A 17,292-nucleotide genomic window follows, 5' to 3' on the forward strand; every position below is an offset into this window, starting at 1 on the left:
AAGATACTTACAGTTAATGAGTATGATCATTACATTTTGGTTAAATAAATAGTATCTATATCTATAATGGAAATGATCTCCGAAGGAAGGGATACGAGCATCGAAAAGGATACCCCTGAAGGGTTAGCTTCCATCGATAAAGCTATCCTCAGCGATGGAATGATCTCTTCCAGAAGATTCATTGATATAGTTTTATTTCTTGACAATAACAAAAAATCTGTAAAGACTAATATAAATACTATATTGAAAAAAGATAGATTCTCTGAATTCTATAGATTAATTGGAACACTGAAAAATGTTAATCATCCTGTTACAAAGACTGAACTTATAAACAGAAGCTGTATAAATTTTCGTACAGGTTTATTCCTTGTGGCTAGGATGGAGGAGGTAGGGATAATAGAGAGAGTAGCGATCGGCAAAAGGTACTATTTTCGTTTAACCGATCTTGGTCTCATATTGTCACAGGCTCTGTATATAATCTCGCCTTTCATTATTTCCATGTATAAATGATAGACGCTTAATTCAGCTTTTCGCGCTAGAATCTTATAAGATGTAATCGAATCCAGGCATCTTTCTCAATTCTTTTTCTGCAAATCATGGGAAATGAACCAATGACCTTGGATGTAAAACACGAGACTAATTTTCCAGTAAATTCTTGATATTAGATTACTGCCACTTCAATAGGGATTATTTTTACAGATAAATAAAAAAGGGACAAAATAGACACAACCTAGAACAGGCAATTTTTAGGATTTTTTCAGTGTCACTGATGGATCAGCACTGGTAACCAAAATAAAAACTTTTTATTATTTGGTTATCATGATGCTTTAATGAGGATAAGAGAATGGGTGGGTCTGGCCATAATCATAGGTATCCTAATTTTTCTTCTTTCCATAACAGTATATTCTGGTATATGGCCTCCCGTAGATACCGTTGCTTCTGAGAGTATGACGCATTCCGATTACTGGACATACGGCACAATGAACGTTGGAGACATAGTATTTGTTAAAAAGGTGACCTCTGTTCCCGGACCTATAATTACATACGTTGTTGGAAGAGAAAGGGGGTTTTCTACCTATGGTGAATATGGCAATGTCATACTTTATAAAAATCCGGAAGGTGAGACCATAATACATAGGGCCATGTTTTATCTATCTTGGAATAATGGTTTTCCAGTTGTTCAGGGATATAACAATCAAAGCTGGATGAAAGTAACTAGAGCGTACGTGTTGATCTACGATGTTGGTTTCTCACATAGAAATCTTGTTGTTTATCTTAAAAACATGGTGAACGAAAGCGGCTTCATCACTGTAGGGGATTTTAACCTCGCGTACAGAGGCATATACAATGCAAGCTTGAACGCTTATGAGGCAGCCGATCAGAATGTGGGAATAACGAACGCGCCCGTGAATGCACACAATATAATAGGGGTGGCATTCTGGGATATACCGTGGTTCGGTCTCATAAAGCTCAATATACTTGGACTTTACGGGCAATGGCCTTATTCAAACGAAGTCGCAAAAAATTCCTACGATTTCCTTTTTGCTACCATTGTTGTAATACTGGCGTTGATCTTTATGCCATACGACAGGATATATGAAAAGTCAAGAAAGTATAAGAAGTAAGGTCTTATATTTGAAAGATATAAGGTCTACTTCTTTTTTGTCCAATAAATGTATAGAGGACTTCCCATAACCTCTCGTTTTCGTATAATGTAATTAGAAATCCATTTTTTCGATCGAAATGGCATTCAGTGCGTTAGAAACACTCTCATTTCTTGCCATTTTCCTTCTGTTTTTCTAAAAATTTCCATAGCTTACGCTATCCTGTCAAGAAATCTTGCCCCTAGAAGGTTGTAACACATGGCAGCGAAGTATGTCTTGACCCTCACTCTCTGTACTGTTGTTACCATTGCGTGCAAATCCAAACATGCGCTTCATGAATGCATATGGATGTTCCACAAGTGACCTGATGCGTGAGATCCTGAGATTCCTGTGGATACTCTTCATGGGAAGCTTGTGGTTCCTCACTGCACGATCCATTGTACCATTGATGCGTTTGCAGTCAGATCCGAAATAACCCTTATCACGATAGCATATGATTCCTGGAATTGAAAGATCAATCTTCGCATCATGGATGTTCGCAGGTGTTACGGCTAACTTCTCAATTATTTTCATCCTGTTGACAAGGGTGTGAGCCTTGTATCCAAAGTGATGTTCATGATTCTTTGTGGCGGATGCACTATCCCTTGATCTCCTGGTTTTAGCATCCTCTCACCTGTCAGCCTCTATGAATATTGCGTCCTGCATTGTTCCCTTCTAGATGCGAATTCTTTTAGCCATGATCTGCCCTGTTATTTCATTGAAGACAAGGCGATCTTTTCCTGTTTTTGATAATCTTATACGGAAATACCATATTGTATTTCGATCAGGCAACTTCTCAGGATACCCAAAGAAATTCATGAAGGATATCCTGTCTCGGATTTCTCTTTCTATTTGGGGATCTGAGAAATTGTACCACTGTTGCAATAGTAGAATTTTGACCATTAGAATGGGATCATAGTTAGGCCGTCCTCCTTTCTCTGTGTCATTCTCATAGAGATCAGAGAGGATTGGTCTTATCCTTTCAAAGTCAATGCGGTCAGATATGCCGGTTAAGGGATCATTCAGGGCTTCGATCTCCTTGTAGAGTTCAGATAATCCTGTGTGTTAAAGGTTCATGATATTAGATCATGAGGTCATGAAAAAAGGTTTCGGCAGGAGTTTTTGGAGATCCTCGTACATTGATTTTGTTCAGCGGCCTTTGAAAATATCAGACGATTGCCGTTGATTTCTAAACAAATAATTGAAGATCGATGGTAATATGATAATCATTACAAGATTCAATATATGCAGAAACAGATCAAAACACAAAGATCCATTACTTTTTAATTATGCAATACCATGGCATATGGGCATCCGCCAGCCGCAGTTTCTGTTTTTCTAGGCAGCTTGAACTTGTAAACCAATACCATTTAAGATAAGGTAAACCAATACCATTTAAGATAAGGTGAAAGAATACATAATTTTATAACATACAATAAATTCTTGCTCCTTTAATATCCTTTTCTATTACTATTATTACCCAATAGTGGGTGAAAAAAAAGGGATATAAATGAATAGAAAGATGATGTTGGTACTGGTTGCAGTGGTCGCAACCGTCCTACCGGCTGTGGCGGTTGCGGATGTGATGGTAGTCGGCTACGCCGGCGGAAACGGTCATCAGATCGGACCTGCGTTCTATATACAGCCTGGCAGCAACTATGCAGCTGCAAATGAAACTGTGGGCTTCGGATGGCACGCTAAGAGTGTAAGCGAGAGCGAAATAATAGGTAACATGACGTTGGGCGTAATGACAAATGAAACAATTTACGAGATAAATGTCTTGGACATCAATTTCACGTTCTCAAGTCCTCAGTCAGCAACTTTTAACATAACAGTAAATGTACCCAGTGCTGTGCCTGGGGCTACAACTGGTGATTCTGCATGGCCATCTGGTACTTACATTTACTTCAGTACGACCCCATTCTACTTCGCAGATGGAGCGATATCAAACAGTGGAACTATGAAGTCAGTTAACCTAGCCACTTCTGGAACGCATACGATATCATTTACTGATGTAACATCTAGCACCACGATATACGTTGCATTTGCAGTTGGTTCCGGGTCGATTGGAAGCGGATCGTCTGCGCCATCGTTCTCATTAACCATGGTTGAAACAGCCAGTTAAAAATATTGAATTGATTTTAAAATAATTTCCATTTTTTGGATTTAACCTTTTAGGGCTTAAGGGAATAGAAGCCATTTATAGAGATATTATCTATATGAGAGTGATGGTAAGACTTGGTTGTTTATGGAGGATGAGCATCGATCTTATAAAGAGGATCATGCATGTCTTCATAGTTTTTATGAACAATGATTATATCTATCGGTGATAAATTATATCAATCAAAAAGACGTATGGCATAGTTGGAGGAGCACTATGGCAGCCGCAGGTTTGTTTATAATTACTTTCTTGAGGAACGTGATAAGTATTGCATGACCCATGGGGACACGGAGGGATCATCCCTGAATTATCTTGATACACAAAACATGATCACAGAACTCAAGAAAACCCATTCTTGGCTGTACTAGATCAATACCCAATCTCTCCAGATGCCTTCGCGCTTTCTCGATAATGCATTCAAGAACTTCTTCCACAAGAATGCAGACCATCCTAAATTTAAGAAGAAAGGCATGGACGACTACTTCGCTGTACCACAACACATCAGGATAAAGGAAAACAGAATAGCATTTCCGAAGTTCAGCAAAGGCATATACTTCAGGGGATCGGACAAAAACTGAAGGAGATAAAATCAGTGAAACAAATAGTCGTAACAAAAAATGCAGGAGATTGCTACTATTCGATATTCTATGAAACAGAAGGAGAATTACCAGAGAAGAACCGGTTATCGGCGGAAAACTCCGTTGGCATAGATCTTGGGAAAGAAAAGTTTGCACCGCTGTCCGATGGGAGATCGATAGAGAACCCTAAATTCATACAGAGGGTACGGAAAAGAATAAAGAGACTGCATAAACAGCTATCAAAGAAGAACGGATCGAAGAACGGAAGGAAGCATGTATTGAAGATGCAGAAGAAGTATTGAAAATTCGCAATTTACGTGAGGACTTCATCGATAAGGTATCCACAGCAATAGCCAAGCATTATGATACCATCATCATCGAAGACCTCAACGTCAAGGAACGATGCAGAACCATAATCTTGCAAAGATCATAGCTGACGTTTCCCACCAGGTATTCGAACGAGCGTCGACGTATAAAGTTGACAGGCACGGAACGAATGCAATAGACATAGAAATTTCAAATCAATCATCTAGGATATATAAAAGATGCGTTGGCATAAAGCTTGATCCGAATTTGCTTGATAGAATATACCGCTATGATGTCTGTGATCCAACGATAGATAGGGATCTCAAGGCGTCAAGAATCATTAAAAGGATCGGACTGATCAAAGTAGAATGCTTGCGATCAATAATTCAAGTATGTGGGTATCGTTGCTTCCCCGTACGGAATATATCCGTATAAGCAGATGCCCGTAGTCGAATAAGGAAGCTCCGTTGCTTAAGCAGAGGAATAGAGTATGTTGTACATCACCCATATATTGATATCGAATATGTATATAGGATATAAATGGTATCAAAGAAGAATGACGCAATATTTCTAAGCGCGTTCATAATTTCATGGTAATTTATGCATCTTCCTCAAGTCGATAAGGATTGGATCATAAAATCATCCATTCAATCATATACATTTGTAAAGATGGTCTATGCTGATTCATCCTATGAGCATATTTAGTGTGTTATGGGTTGAAATTCGCTTAAGGAAAAAGGAAGAAGCACATTAATCACCAATAAAACTGAGATGATCGAGATTGGCAATCATTCTAAAACATTTATTATTGCCGATAGAAACCCAAGTTAATGTATTTCTAAACTTACAATAATTACATATTTATATTATATTGGAAATATTTATATTAAAGATTGCATTATTAAAACTGGTATAGCTATGGAGTCCGGATTTAAGATATCAGTTTTCATTATCGTATTGATTGTGAGTATAGCACTGATATCCATTCCGGCGGACGGTGAAGTAATGGTAGTTTCTCATGCGAATGGTACTGGAGTTCAGATCCAAAGGCCGATAACTATAAACATAACGAGTAACGCGACAAAATATAAGGGTGCCACTTTTGTATGGGATATTCAGAATGGTACGGTCTCTGGAAATTACGTAAATATCACAGGCCTATTGAGAATTCACGTAAACTGGGATGTTTCTGACACGAATTATTTTGTGAATATCCTTTCCATAAATAGCGGTACTTTAAAGAACGCGTCATTCAATGTAAGTCTCGATCAAATTGCAAAGCAGGCCAATAAAGTGCTCAACAACAGCGAAACATCGACGCTAACGGTATACATAAAACAGGGTCTGCAGTCAAGTTCTTCTATGGGTACAGTATTGAATAACCAGACCATTGAAGGCCCATTTAATATCACTTATCCGACATTCACTCCTTATTATATAGGATTTTATTATGCGCAACCCCCAGACACGAATAACAGTGTTGGGCAGTATCTGAATTTTACTTTCGATTTTGTTTACCTATGAGAAATATTAACAAACTTTAAATGTCTCTCTTTTTTCATATCATATGGAGGAAACTATTTGGCCATAAATTTAACTCCCCTCATTGGCTTTCTGCCGGAATTTATAATTTCTGCAATAATTTCCGGATTTTTATTTCAGGCTATCACCAATGATAAGACCTTTGTCAGGCCAATAATAGGCGGAAAGAAACCGGAGCAGAAGAGTATATTAAAAAAAGTATCTTCAAGAAGAAAACCTGTGGATATGAAAGAATATGAAAGAATGAAAAACAAAACAAGGTATCAGGCCTTATTATTTAACAGCAATATGCATATTATATCCTCCTCTGCTCTGACAGTTAGCGCATGGATTCTTCTAATTTATGCAATGATCGGAATAGGCAAATCATCAATATTCATGCCCACGTTCGGTTTCAAAATAAATTTTATAGTATACGCATTACTTGTGATTATCTTCAGCGTAGCGATGATATCTTCATTTTCACAGGTTGTTAGATTACGAGAAATTTATCGCATAATTGCGTCTGTTTTTGCTGTACTTTCGGTTGTTATTTTCTTCGAAATACCAGCAATGAAATGGCTTTTTTATATATTTCCAAAGGTTATAGTTAGTTATATATTTATCTATTTTGCAGGGCTATTTATTTTGTTTCTCTGTTATTCATTATGGTGGAAACTGGCACCAAAGATAACATTTTATGTTTCGTTCTATTCATCGATCCTCACATATTTCGCAATAGTGTCGCTAATGATATACAATAGCATTCCCAAGCTTTGATCCTGGCCACTAAAATTATTTACCAAGTCTATTCTTAAAAGACCACGCATTTGAATATCACAAAACATAGGTTCACCGCTTGAAAAATATCTCTCGTCGCATCGTTCCTGATCCCAAAATATTCTTTCCATCCCTTAATTACCTGCTATTTTAAAATTATTGATAAGCGTTTTTGATGTTTCTAATGGAGTAGAATTAATAAAACGCTTATCTGTCTGACAAATTTGTCAAATAATATGTTTACATATTATTTGTTCAGAATGTAAAAATGATATCTGCCTAGAATACTGAATTGGCATGAGATGCCATTCTCTTTTTGTAGCTGGAATCTTTAATTTCGCAGATCATTTGCAATTGTCTTTATTCATTTATATGCCTGACTAGAATGAAATTATTAGTTGATAATTAAGGATTTATTGGATATGTGTATTTTGTCTGACACAAGAAAAAAATTTGTTATTTGGGTATTTTTTCAAGAAGCCTATTATTACAAAAGGTTTATATTTCATACTCAGGTGATCATTTATGGAATCTTTAATGGGGATTGGCCCGACTAGAAAAAATAGAGACCGCGGAGATCTTGTATTTAGCATTTTAAAGGAGTTATATATTAGCGATGGCCAGATAGGAATTACAAGACTAATATACAAGGTAAATACCAATTATGTCATTGCCAAAGATATATTGGAGATGCTATCCGGCAGTGGTCTTATAGAAAATCAGGCGAAAAATGAGCGAAACGGCTTTAAGGTCACAGAAAAGGGTCTCAGGTTCATTGAGGCCTATGAGAGAATTAATTCCATTTTGGGATTCAAAAGAATATGATCATTTCTCGAGAATTTCCCTGATGAATTCATAATCGTTGATCAGAGATATCCCCTTCCTGGTTAATTCGACTACATTTCTGTTTGGGCCAGTTTTTCTTAAGATAACTATGCCTGCATGTTCTAGATCCTCAATTATACTCCTTCCCATTCTGTGATTTATGTTGCATGCATAGAACAGGCGTGTGACTGGTATCTGATTTGAATTCTCATTTATGGCCCTGATCAGATCCATTATTATGTTGGCTCGAGATCTTTTCCTCTGGGATTCCTCTATACCGCCGTCCGGTAACGATCTCGGCGCATCATTTGAACCTGCATCGGCATTATATGATGAAACTTGACTGCAAAACATTCCAGGTAGCATGAGGATGGATATATTTTCAGATTTTAGTTCGCTGACCATGTCAGAGTTTATTTCTCCGCAGACTATCAGAAATTTCCGTTTCGCCCTGACATCTTTTGAACCGTTCTTGAAGTCATCAAGCCGCTTCTCTAGATCCTCTGTTCGAAGAACTACCATTACAGTTACTATTTCACCCTCTTGGGATCTGTATACTGCATCAAATCTATGTTCTTTGCCAGAGATTCCCCTTATATTCTCGTTGTATTTGATTTCCCATTTACCGGGCGTAATGGAAAGATAATTCATCACAGTTGTATAGGGATCGATATAGCCATTTTTTTCCACATTACATCAAGAATAAAATTGTTTCATCGGTATTTAAGGAATATGAAACATAATTACATATTTATATAATAAATGGCCTGAGCAGAAGCGATGCCCTTCTTAAAAAATAAATAGCTATTATGAATAGTCTTTTAATAGTTATGTTGTCAAAGATAGTGGATATCAACGCTGCAAGACAGAACATAGACATGAAGGTAAAACTGCTATCGTTGAATAAACGAACCATTAAGAACGATCGCGGAGAAACTGTATATTATTACGGCATAATCGGCGATGAGACCGGAACGGTCCCATTCACAGCATGGACTTTTCCTCCGGCTGTCCGTGTCGGTGACGTGATAGAGATAAGATCCTGCTATTCAAATATATACAATGGAAAGATAAGAATATACATAGATGGAAGATCCGAGGTGATACTGAAGCCTGACGTTGAGATGGAGGTAAAGAGGTCATCGGATCTGGTGAAGATAAGGGATGTGAGTCTAAGCACGCCTTATGTTTCTGTGATAGGAAAGATAACCGGGATACACAAGAAGGAATACGAAAGTGATGGTACAACGAAGAGTGTGTACCAGGGATACATTGAGGATGATACGGCAAGGATAAGAATATCCTCATTTGGAAAGCAGCTTCAGGATAGCGATGTTGTGAGAATAGACAATGCAAGGGTGGCCCAGTTTAACGGTTATTTGAGCCTATCTGTGGGGGACAGCTCTAGGATCGAGAGCGTCAACGTCAATATACCTGAGAAACCTAGACACATCTTCATATCGGAGATACGATCACCGGTTGGCGGTATAACCATAGTGGGGTTTGTCGTCAGTGTAGGCCAGGGTAGCAGGATATTCACTAAATGCAGCGTTTGCAGGCGCATAGTTGAAGATGGAACGTGCAAGGACCACCCAAAGGCGCCAGTTTACCCAGATATTTTTGGATATTTCTCCATATCGGATGGCACAGGTACTATAACCTGCTACATAAATAGCGATAGCTTCCTTCCATATGCGGGCATATCTCAGGATCAGTTCAGAAGGGATGCTTACTCTATGAATCCGAATTCGCTCATTAAAAAGAATCTGCTTGGAAAGTGCATATCCGTTTCAGGGGACCTGAGGAGCCAGGATGACAGGATCGTAATGAACGTGCAGTCCATGAAGGCCATTTCGGCCGAGGATAACAGGGAGATTGAGAGCATAATAGAAGAGGAATTCCAATGATGCATAAGAGAGACCAGGACTACTGGATTTTTTCTGCAGAGCTAAGAGATGCAAAGGTAAAGGATGATCAGTCCAGCAAACCACAGATTGTGACACCATTGGGTATAAGCATAAAGCGAATACTCTGTACTGGAACTGTTACATCGAAGCAGGGAGACGACAGGATGACCAGGATCACCGTTGCCGATCCTGTGGGAAACTTCTATGTCATAGGGTTCTCCAATGGATTCAATCCAGAGGAAAAGGCGATGCTTGATAAGGTCAGCGTAGACGACAGGATAATGGTCATAGGGAAGATCAGCTCATATAGGAACACCGAAGGAAACTACCTCTTTTCAATAAGGCCGGAACTTGTATCCAAGATAGACGATGAAGCAATGAAATTCTGGAGTCTTAAGGCCTATTATTTTGCGAAGAGACGCTATTATGCAATAAGAGAAGCTCAGAAATCAGAGAACCCTGCAGCTGAGATACTAAAGGAATCCGGCTATACCATGGTTGAAGCGGAAGCCGCAATGAATGCGATAAATAATTTTCCGAATTATGACTATCAGAAGCTGTTCGAGCTAATCGAACCCGCCATGAGTTCAATTGGATCTTCTGGAGCGATCGCTGAAGCCAGGTCGATGATACTTGATTATATAAAGAATAACGATCTTGACGGAAAAGGATGCAGGTACGAGGATATAGTTGTCGCTGCAAAAAATGCCGGTATAGACCAGAGCACAGTGGATGAGATACTCAATTCACTGGGGTCTCTAGGTGAAATATTCGAGGTGTCCCTTAAGAGGTACAAGTTCGTGGATACCCCTTGATCTGCATATTACCTCGGCATAAGGTGAGTCAGTAAGTTGAATGCATGCATTTTCCTTCATACCGCGGGCACGGTCGGGAATAATGGTTAGGAATGGCTGCGCTGGAAAGATCAGGGTCTAAAAAGTTTATTAATCGGCTCGCTATGTAGGCTTCTAATCATGGGCCCGTAGCTCAGCCAGGTAGAGCATCTGGCTTTTAACCAGGTGGTCAGGGGTTCGAACCCCCTCGGGCCCGCTCACGCGTGGTGGTGAAAATGGCAAAATTTAATGTATTAGATCATAATCTCGTTCCGGAACATCATATAGTGCCAGAAGAGGAGGAGAAGAACATCCTTAAGGAACTGAATATTGAGAAGGAATTTCTGCCAAAGATCAGCCCTAATGACCCTGCTATAAAGGCACTCGAGGCCGTTCATGGCAAGATCAAGGAGGGGACGATAATAAAGATCGTGAGGAAAAGCCCTACGATGGGGCATTCGGTATATTATCGTGTGGTTGCGTCTGAGGTGTTTAAGTGAAGGAAATTGTTGATGCGTATTTTAAAAAATATGGAATAGTAAACCATCAGCTGGATTCTATGAATTCTTTTTATGCGACGCCTGATAATCCAAACAGCGTAATGCAGCAGATCGTGGATGAAACGAAGGTATCTGACGATGCCGATCCAGGATATTTTGTTCTGGATCCTGCGAAAACCGGTGGTCATGATATAAGAATATACTACGGCCGTGTCAGGGAAAACGGCCATTACGTAGGTGAACAGACCATATTCATAGGAAAACCGGAGATAAAGGAGGCTTCCGGTGCGTCGAATCAGATCACTCCAAACGAGGCAAGGCTGAGGGATCTGAACTACCTGGCACCGGTTACGCTCAAGCTGAGAATTGTTGAGGATGGGATAGAGAAAGGGTCAGAGATAATCAAGGTCGGTGATCTGCCCGTCATGGTCAGATCAAAGATATGCACACTTTCCGAGGAAAATCTTGATCAGTACATAGAGAAGAACAATGGCCCCATCGGATTATCGAGGAGAGAGAAGCTGCAGTACGTCGGCGAGGACCCGGATGATCCAGGAGGTTACTTCATCATAGGGGGATCAGAGAGGGTCATAGTATCGCTGGAGGATCTCGCACCAAACAAGATCATGGTGGAGTGGGAAGACCGGTACGAATCAAAGGTCGAGGTATCCAAGGTCTTCTCGCAGCGGGGAGGTTTCCGTGCGCTCACCAGCATGGAGAAGGGAACGGACGGAACCATAAACGTATCAATACCGAGCGTTGCGGGCACCGTTCCGCTGGTAATACTCATGAAGGCGCTTGGCCTTGAGAGAGATGTGGACGTACACGATGCGATAGCCTCGGTACCGGAGATGGAACCGATAATATACTCAAACATTGAAGATTCAAAGAATCCGAAGGTTCTCCCACCAAACGGTGTCAACACAACCGAGGATGCAATATCGTACCTCGAGAAAAGGTTTGCAGCCGGCCAGGCCAAGGAGTTCAGGGACAAGAAGATATCGCAGATGCTGGATCATTCTCTGCTTCCGCATCTCGGCGATTCGCCTTCCGACCGCATAAGGAAGGCGATATACTTGGGAAGGATGGCCAGATCGCTTCTGGAACTGAGCCTGGGAATAAGGAAGGAAGACGATAAGGATCACCTCGCAAACAAGAGGATAAAGCTTGCCGGTGATCTGATGGACGAGCTCTTTAGAAGCGCGTTCCAGAGCGTGATGAAGGATCTCAAGTACCAGTTGGAGAAGACGTACAACAGGAAGCGCGGTATAAAGATAAGGCCGGCCGTGAGGCAGGATCTGCTGACGCAGAGGGTTCTCCATGCCATGTCCACGGGCAACTGGATAGGCGGCAGAACGGGCGTATCGCAGCTACTGGACAGGGTTTCCAACCTCAGCACGATCAGCCATCTGAGGAGGATAATTTCGCCTCTTACAAGGACGCAGCCCCACTTCGAGGCAAGGGACCTTCATCCGACCCAGTGGGGAAGGATATGCCCCAACGAAACTCCAGAGGGACAGAACTGCGGTCTGGTCAAGAACGCCGCCCTCCTCATAAACGTGACGCAGGGCATCGATCCTGACAGCGTCATGGAGATACTGAAGGGGATGGACGTCCGCGAGGTCCTGGAGGAGAGCCCGAAGAAAGGGCGTGTTTATCTGAATGGAGATTTCATAGGATATCACGATGATCCGAGATACCTTGTTTCGAGGATACGCGAGGAGCGCAGGTCAGGCCGCATGTCGGATGAGGTAAACGTCAGGTATGATGACAACACGAACGAGGTTATAGTGAACAGCGACCGCGGAAGGCTGCGGAGGCCGCTGCTCATACTCAAGGACGGAAAGACCGTACTGGACAGGACGATGATCGAGAGGCTGAAGCACGGTGAAATATCGTTTGAAGATCTTGTGAAGCAGGGTGCGATTGAATGGCTCGATGCAGAGGAAGAGGAGGATACATACGTGGCAGTTTACGCTTACGACATACCGGAGAAATGCCCGCACTGCAACTCATACCTCTACAGATCCATGGTGGACTGGGTCAATCCGGGAGAATCCGAGATAACCCTGGAATGCGGTTTCTGCCACCAGAGGTTCAACGTGCCTTCAAAACTTTCAAAGGAGAACACGCACCTTGAAATCGATCCAGCGATGATACTCGGTGTTGTCGCCTCAATAATCCCGTATCCGGAGCACAACTCGTCTCCGAGGATTACGATAGCGTCTGCAATGGCCAAGCAGTCTCTTGGCTTTGCCCAGTCAAACGTGAGGATAAGGCCGGATACCAGGGGCCATCTGCTCCATTACCCGCAGGTTCCGCTCGTTCGGACACGCGTCATGGATTACATCCACTACGACCGCAGGCCGGCCGGGCAGAACTTCGTTGTTGCGGTTCTTTCATATGAAGGATACAACATACAGGATGCACTGGTTATAAATAAGGCAGCCATAGAAAGGGGCCTTGGCAGGAGCACTTTCTTCAGGACGTACTCTGCAGAGGAGAGGAGATACCCCGGAGGCCAGGAGGACAAGTTTGAGATTCCTACGCACGATATAATAGGGGCAAGGGCAGAGGAGTACTACAAGAACCTGGATGACAGCGGTATAATATTCCCCGAGGCCTATGTCGAAGGATCAGACGTTCTCATAGGGAAGACATCACCTCCAAGATTCCTGGAGGAGGGTGAAGAGCGCCTTGGTCCGCAGAGGAGGCGCGAATCATCCGTTACCATGAGGCCAAACGAAAGCGGTTACGTCGACAACGTATTCCTCACCGTATCGGAGAGCAACAGCCGCGTAGTGAAGATAAAGGTCAGGAGCGAGAGGATACCCGAGCTCGGCGACAAGTTTGCGTCCCGGCACGGGCAGAAGGGGGTTGTTGGCCTTGTAGTTCCGCAAGAGGATATGCCCTTCACGGAGGACGGGATAATACCGGATCTTATATTCAATCCACATTCCATTCCGTCCAGAATGACGGTCGGCCACATACTGGAGATGATAGGCGGCAAGATCGCATCCAGGACAGGAAGGTTCATCGATGGTACTATATTCAGCGGAGAGCCGGAAAAGAGCCTGAGAGACGCCCTGGTGAAGTACGGCTTCAGAAAGTCCTCAACCGAGGTCATGTATGATGGTATTACTGGCAGAAGGTTCAAGGCCGATATCTTTGTTGGCGTGATATACTACCAGAAGCTGCATCACATGGTCGCAGGTAAATTCCATGCAAGGTCCAGAGGGCCGGTGCAGATACTGACGAGGCAGCCAACAGAAGGAAGGTCGAGGCAGGGAGGTCTCAGGTTCGGTGAGATGGAGAGGGATACCCTAATAGCGCATGGGGCGGCGATGGTCATAAAGGATCGTCTGCTAGACCAGAGTGATGGTACAGTACTGTACGTGTGCGGAAACCCCTCATGCGGTCACATCGCAATATACGACCGCAGGAAGGGCACGCTGAGATGCCCTGTGTGCGGAAATACAGGAAATATTTATCCGATTGAGACAAGCTATGCCTTCAAGCTGATGAGGGATGAGCTGATCTCTCTCGGTGTTGTTATGAGGTTAATGCTCGGTGATATGAAATGATGGGAATATCAAAAAGAATTTCATCAATAAAATTTGCCCTTCTTTCTCCGGATGAGATAAGAAAGCTGAGCCAGGTGAAGGTGATCACCGCAGATACGTACGATGATGACGGTTATCCGATCGAACACGGGCTCATGGATCTGCATATGGGCGTAATTGAGCCGGGCCTCAGGTGCGCTACCTGTGGAGGAAAGGTGGACGAATGCCCGGGCCACTTTGGCCACATTGAGCTGGCCATGCCGGTGGTGCACGTGGGCTTCGTGAAGGAGATAAAGATGTTTCTCGATGCCACATGCCGTTCGTGCGGGCGCATCAAACTGACGGACGACGAAATACGCACGTACCTTCCGGAGATACAGAAGATGGACTTCGAAACCGGAGATCCGGAAGACATCGAGATACTGACAAAGAAGTACGTTGATCTGGCATCTCAGAGGATGGTCTGTCCGCACTGCGGAGCACAGCAGAGCAAGATAATACTCGATAAGCCGACAACCTTCCGCGAGGAGGGCACTAACGTAAAGATAACTCCAAAGGAGATAAGGGAGCGCCTCGAGAGGATACCGGATGACGATCTTATATTCTTTGGCTTCAATCCAAAGACGGCAAGGCCTGAATGGATGGTTCTTACCGTGCTTCCGGTACCGCCGATAAATGTAAGGCCTTCCATAACACTCGAAACGGGAGAGAGGAGTGAAGACGATCTGACGCACAAGCTCGTCGACATAATAAGGATAAGCCAGAGGCTGCGTGAGAGCAGGGACAACGGATCGCCGCAGCTTATAATAGAGGATCTCTGGGATCTCCTGCAGTTCCATGTTACGACTTACTTCGATAACCAGACGCCCGGCATACCGCCAGCGAGGCACAGGAGCGGAAGGGCCCTGAAAACGCTGGTGCAGCGTCTGAAGGGAAAAGAGGGAAGGTTCAGGTCCAACCTTTCTGGTAAAAGGGTAAGCTTTTCGTCCAGGACCGTGATATCACCGGAACCGTACCTATCGGTAAACGAGGTCGGTGTTCCGGAGAGGGCGGCAAGGGAGCTCACGGTACCCGTCATAGTGAACCAGTTCAACATCGACGAGATGCGTGAGCTCATAAAGCGCGGCCGCAATCCAAGGGATCAGTTCGGAAGATACGTTACAGGCGTGAACTATGTTATAAGGCCGGATGGCAGGAGGATAAAGATCACGGATCAGAATGCCGCTGAAAACGCCGACCGCATAGATATAGGCTGGACGGTAGAGCGGCAGCTAATGGAGGGCGACATCGTACTTTTCAACAGGCAACCATCGCTGCACAGGATGTCCATGATGGGGCACACTGTGCGAATATTGCCTGGCCAGACCTTCAGGTTCAACCTTGCCGTGTGCACGCCGTACAATGCAGACTTCGATGGAGACGAGATGAACCTGCACGTTATTCAGAAGGAGGAGGCCAGGGCAGAGGCAAGGATAATCATGAAGGTTCAGGAGCAGATAATGAGCCCAAGGTTTGGAGGCCCGATCATTGGTGGTATTCATGATCATGTCACCGCTCTGTTCCTGCTCACCCACAACAATCCGAGATACACCCATGAGGAAATGGTGCACATAATGGCTTACCTTGAGCCAGATCTTCTGCCCGAGGCCAGGATAGAGAACGGTGAAAAGTACTACTACGGCCGCGACATATTCTCGACAATACTGCCCAAGGGCCTTAATGTCAGGTTCAGGAGTAAGCTGTGCTCAGGATCCTCGGAAAGATGCGAGTTTGAAGACGATCCATCGGATACCTACGTGGAGATCGTGGACGGAAAGATGATCCACGGAACAATAGATGAAGCTGCTGTTTCGCCATTCTCCGGCGCAATAATAGATAAGATATTCAGGAAGTTCGGGTCTCAGGAGGCCGCAAGGTTCATCGACCGCATGACCAGGCTTGCCGTTGGTTTCATAACATACCGTGGTTTCTCCACAGGCATAAGCGATTACGATATACCTGAGAGCGCGGTCGCAAGGATTGAGGAGCTGGTCGCTCAGGCCGAGGATCGCATCAACAAGCTTATCGAAACGTTCAGGCGCGGTGAACTGCAGCCTGCACCGGGAAGATCCGTGGAGGACACGCTTGAGATGGAGATACTCTCAGAAGCCGGTGTTGTGAGGGATGAATCAGGTAAGATAGCAAGTTCATACCTTGGTCTCAAGGTGCCATCCGTCATAATGGCAAGATCCGGCGCAAGGGCAACCATGCTCAACATATCAGAGGTTGCGGGTATAGTCGGGCAGCAGTCCGTCAGGGGCGGAAGGCTTAACAGAGGCTATTACAACAGGACACTGCCTCATTTCAAGCGCGGCGATATAGGTGCCGATGCAAGGGGCTTCGTCAGATCGTCTTACATGACAGGCCTGAGTCCAACTGAATACTTCTTCCACAGCATTGGAGGCCGCGAGGGACTGGTTGATACGGCTGTGAGGACGTCGAGAAGCGGTTACATGCAGAGGAGGCTGATAAACGCGTTCGAAGACCTTAAGGTGGACGATTCTAGGGAGGTCAAGGATACCGTCGGTTCGCTTATACAGATAAGGTACGGAGAGGACGGAATTGATCCGACGAGAAGTGCGCGCGGGAAGGCTGTGGACATGAACTACATACTTTTCGATGAGGAGAGGAGGTGA

16 protein-coding genes, 1 tRNA gene and 1 pseudogene are annotated in these 17,292 nt (G+C 43.7%); 15 read left to right on the forward strand and 3 right to left on the reverse strand.

Translation table 11 applies throughout. The features are described 5' to 3' along the window. Positions 1 to 72 precede the first annotated feature (72 nt). Positions 73 to 510 (forward strand): hypothetical protein, encoded by a 438-nt coding sequence (locus tag TA_RS01975; protein WP_010900806.1) that lies wholly within the window; start codon positions 73 to 75, stop codon positions 508 to 510. Positions 511 to 830: 320 nt separating this feature from the next. Then, positions 831 to 1,625, forward strand: coding sequence for a S24/S26 family peptidase (locus TA_RS01980; protein WP_048161562.1), 795 nt, complete (start codon positions 831 to 833; stop codon positions 1,623 to 1,625). A gap of 204 nt (positions 1,626 to 1,829) precedes the next feature. Here the strand turns inward: TA_RS01980 and TA_RS07840 are convergent. Beyond that, positions 1,830 to 2,198 (reverse strand): annotated as a pseudogene (locus tag TA_RS07840) (hypothetical protein); the annotation flags it as partial. Positions 2,199 to 2,318: 120 nt separating this feature from the next. After that, the gene (locus TA_RS08395; protein WP_052295714.1) at positions 2,319 to 2,546 is read right to left on the reverse strand and encodes a transposase; all 228 of its coding nucleotides are present in this window, start codon (positions 2,544 to 2,546) and stop codon (positions 2,319 to 2,321) included. Positions 2,547 to 3,153: 607 nt separating this feature from the next. On the opposite strand from TA_RS08395, the gene TA_RS01990 reads away from it, so the two are divergent. The 7 genes from TA_RS01990 to TA_RS02015 all read left to right on the forward strand — a co-directional run bounded on the left by TA_RS01990 (position 3,154) and on the right by TA_RS02015 (position 7,814). Further along, on the forward strand, positions 3,154 to 3,768 hold the full coding sequence (locus tag TA_RS01990; protein ID WP_048161564.1) for a hypothetical protein: 615 nt from the start codon (positions 3,154 to 3,156) through the stop codon (positions 3,766 to 3,768). A gap of 239 nt (positions 3,769 to 4,007) precedes the next feature. After that, a complete protein-coding gene (locus tag TA_RS08400) occupies positions 4,008 to 4,172 on the forward strand; it encodes a helix-turn-helix domain-containing protein (RefSeq protein WP_156778466.1) in 165 nt (54 codons plus the stop codon). A gap of 21 nt (positions 4,173 to 4,193) precedes the next feature. Further along, the gene (locus TA_RS01995) at positions 4,194 to 4,382 is read left to right on the forward strand and encodes a hypothetical protein (protein WP_048161566.1); all 189 of its coding nucleotides are present in this window, start codon (positions 4,194 to 4,196) and stop codon (positions 4,380 to 4,382) included. 14 nt (positions 4,383 to 4,396) lie between these two features. After that, positions 4,397 to 4,684 carry a transposase gene (locus TA_RS02000; protein ID WP_010900810.1) on the forward strand — a complete coding sequence of 96 codons (288 nt, stop codon included), beginning with the start codon at positions 4,397 to 4,399 and terminating at the stop codon, positions 4,682 to 4,684. A 922-nt stretch (positions 4,685 to 5,606) separates the two neighbouring features. Then, on the forward strand, positions 5,607 to 6,212 hold the full coding sequence (locus TA_RS02005; protein ID WP_048161568.1) for a hypothetical protein: 606 nt from the start codon (positions 5,607 to 5,609) through the stop codon (positions 6,210 to 6,212). Between the two features lie 57 nt (positions 6,213 to 6,269). Then, entirely contained in the window at positions 6,270 to 6,989 is a 720-nt protein-coding gene (locus TA_RS02010; protein ID WP_010900813.1) for a hypothetical protein, read from the forward strand. Between the two features lie 525 nt (positions 6,990 to 7,514). After that, a complete protein-coding gene (locus tag TA_RS02015) occupies positions 7,515 to 7,814 on the forward strand; it encodes a winged helix-turn-helix domain-containing protein (RefSeq protein WP_010900814.1) in 300 nt (99 codons plus the stop codon). Here TA_RS02015 and TA_RS02020 read toward each other — a convergent pair whose 3' ends face one another. Further along, the gene (locus TA_RS02020) at positions 7,815 to 8,465 is read right to left on the reverse strand and encodes a winged helix-turn-helix domain-containing protein (RefSeq protein ID WP_156778468.1); all 651 of its coding nucleotides are present in this window, start codon (positions 8,463 to 8,465) and stop codon (positions 7,815 to 7,817) included. It lies immediately after the preceding gene. Positions 8,466 to 8,644: 179 nt separating this feature from the next. Between TA_RS02020 and TA_RS02025 the strand changes: the two genes are divergently transcribed. The 6 genes from TA_RS02025 (at position 8,645) to rpoA1 (ending at position 17,292) form a co-directional block, all read left to right on the forward strand. Next, the gene (locus TA_RS02025) at positions 8,645 to 9,721 is read left to right on the forward strand and encodes a replication protein A (RefSeq protein WP_010900816.1); all 1,077 of its coding nucleotides are present in this window, start codon (positions 8,645 to 8,647) and stop codon (positions 9,719 to 9,721) included. Continuing rightward, positions 9,718 to 10,536, forward strand: a complete 819-nt coding sequence (locus TA_RS02030) for an RPA family protein (RefSeq protein ID WP_010900817.1) — start codon at positions 9,718 to 9,720, stop codon at positions 10,534 to 10,536. Before TA_RS02025 ends, TA_RS02030 begins: the two co-directional genes overlap by 4 nt. A gap of 161 nt (positions 10,537 to 10,697) precedes the next feature. Beyond that, positions 10,698 to 10,771: transfer RNA gene (locus TA_RS02035), tRNA-Lys, on the forward strand. A gap of 19 nt (positions 10,772 to 10,790) precedes the next feature. Next, positions 10,791 to 11,054: a DNA-directed RNA polymerase subunit H gene (locus TA_RS02040; RefSeq protein ID WP_048161571.1), complete on the forward strand. Its 264-nt coding sequence runs from the start codon at positions 10,791 to 10,793 to the stop codon at positions 11,052 to 11,054. Then, on the forward strand, positions 11,051 to 14,638 hold the full coding sequence (locus TA_RS02045) for a DNA-directed RNA polymerase subunit B (RefSeq protein ID WP_010900819.1): 3,588 nt from the start codon (positions 11,051 to 11,053) through the stop codon (positions 14,636 to 14,638). The genes TA_RS02040 and TA_RS02045 overlap by 4 nt, the downstream gene beginning before the upstream one ends. Next, complete coding sequence (gene rpoA1 / locus TA_RS02050) at positions 14,635 to 17,292, forward strand: DNA-directed RNA polymerase subunit A' (RefSeq protein WP_010900820.1); 2,658 nt, start codon at positions 14,635 to 14,637, stop codon at positions 17,290 to 17,292. The genes TA_RS02045 and rpoA1 overlap by 4 nt, the downstream gene beginning before the upstream one ends.

Origin of the sequence: Thermoplasma acidophilum DSM 1728 (genome assembly GCF_000195915.1) — an archaeon.
In the GTDB taxonomy this organism is placed as follows: Archaea; Thermoplasmatota; Thermoplasmata; order Thermoplasmatales; family Thermoplasmataceae; genus Thermoplasma; species Thermoplasma acidophilum.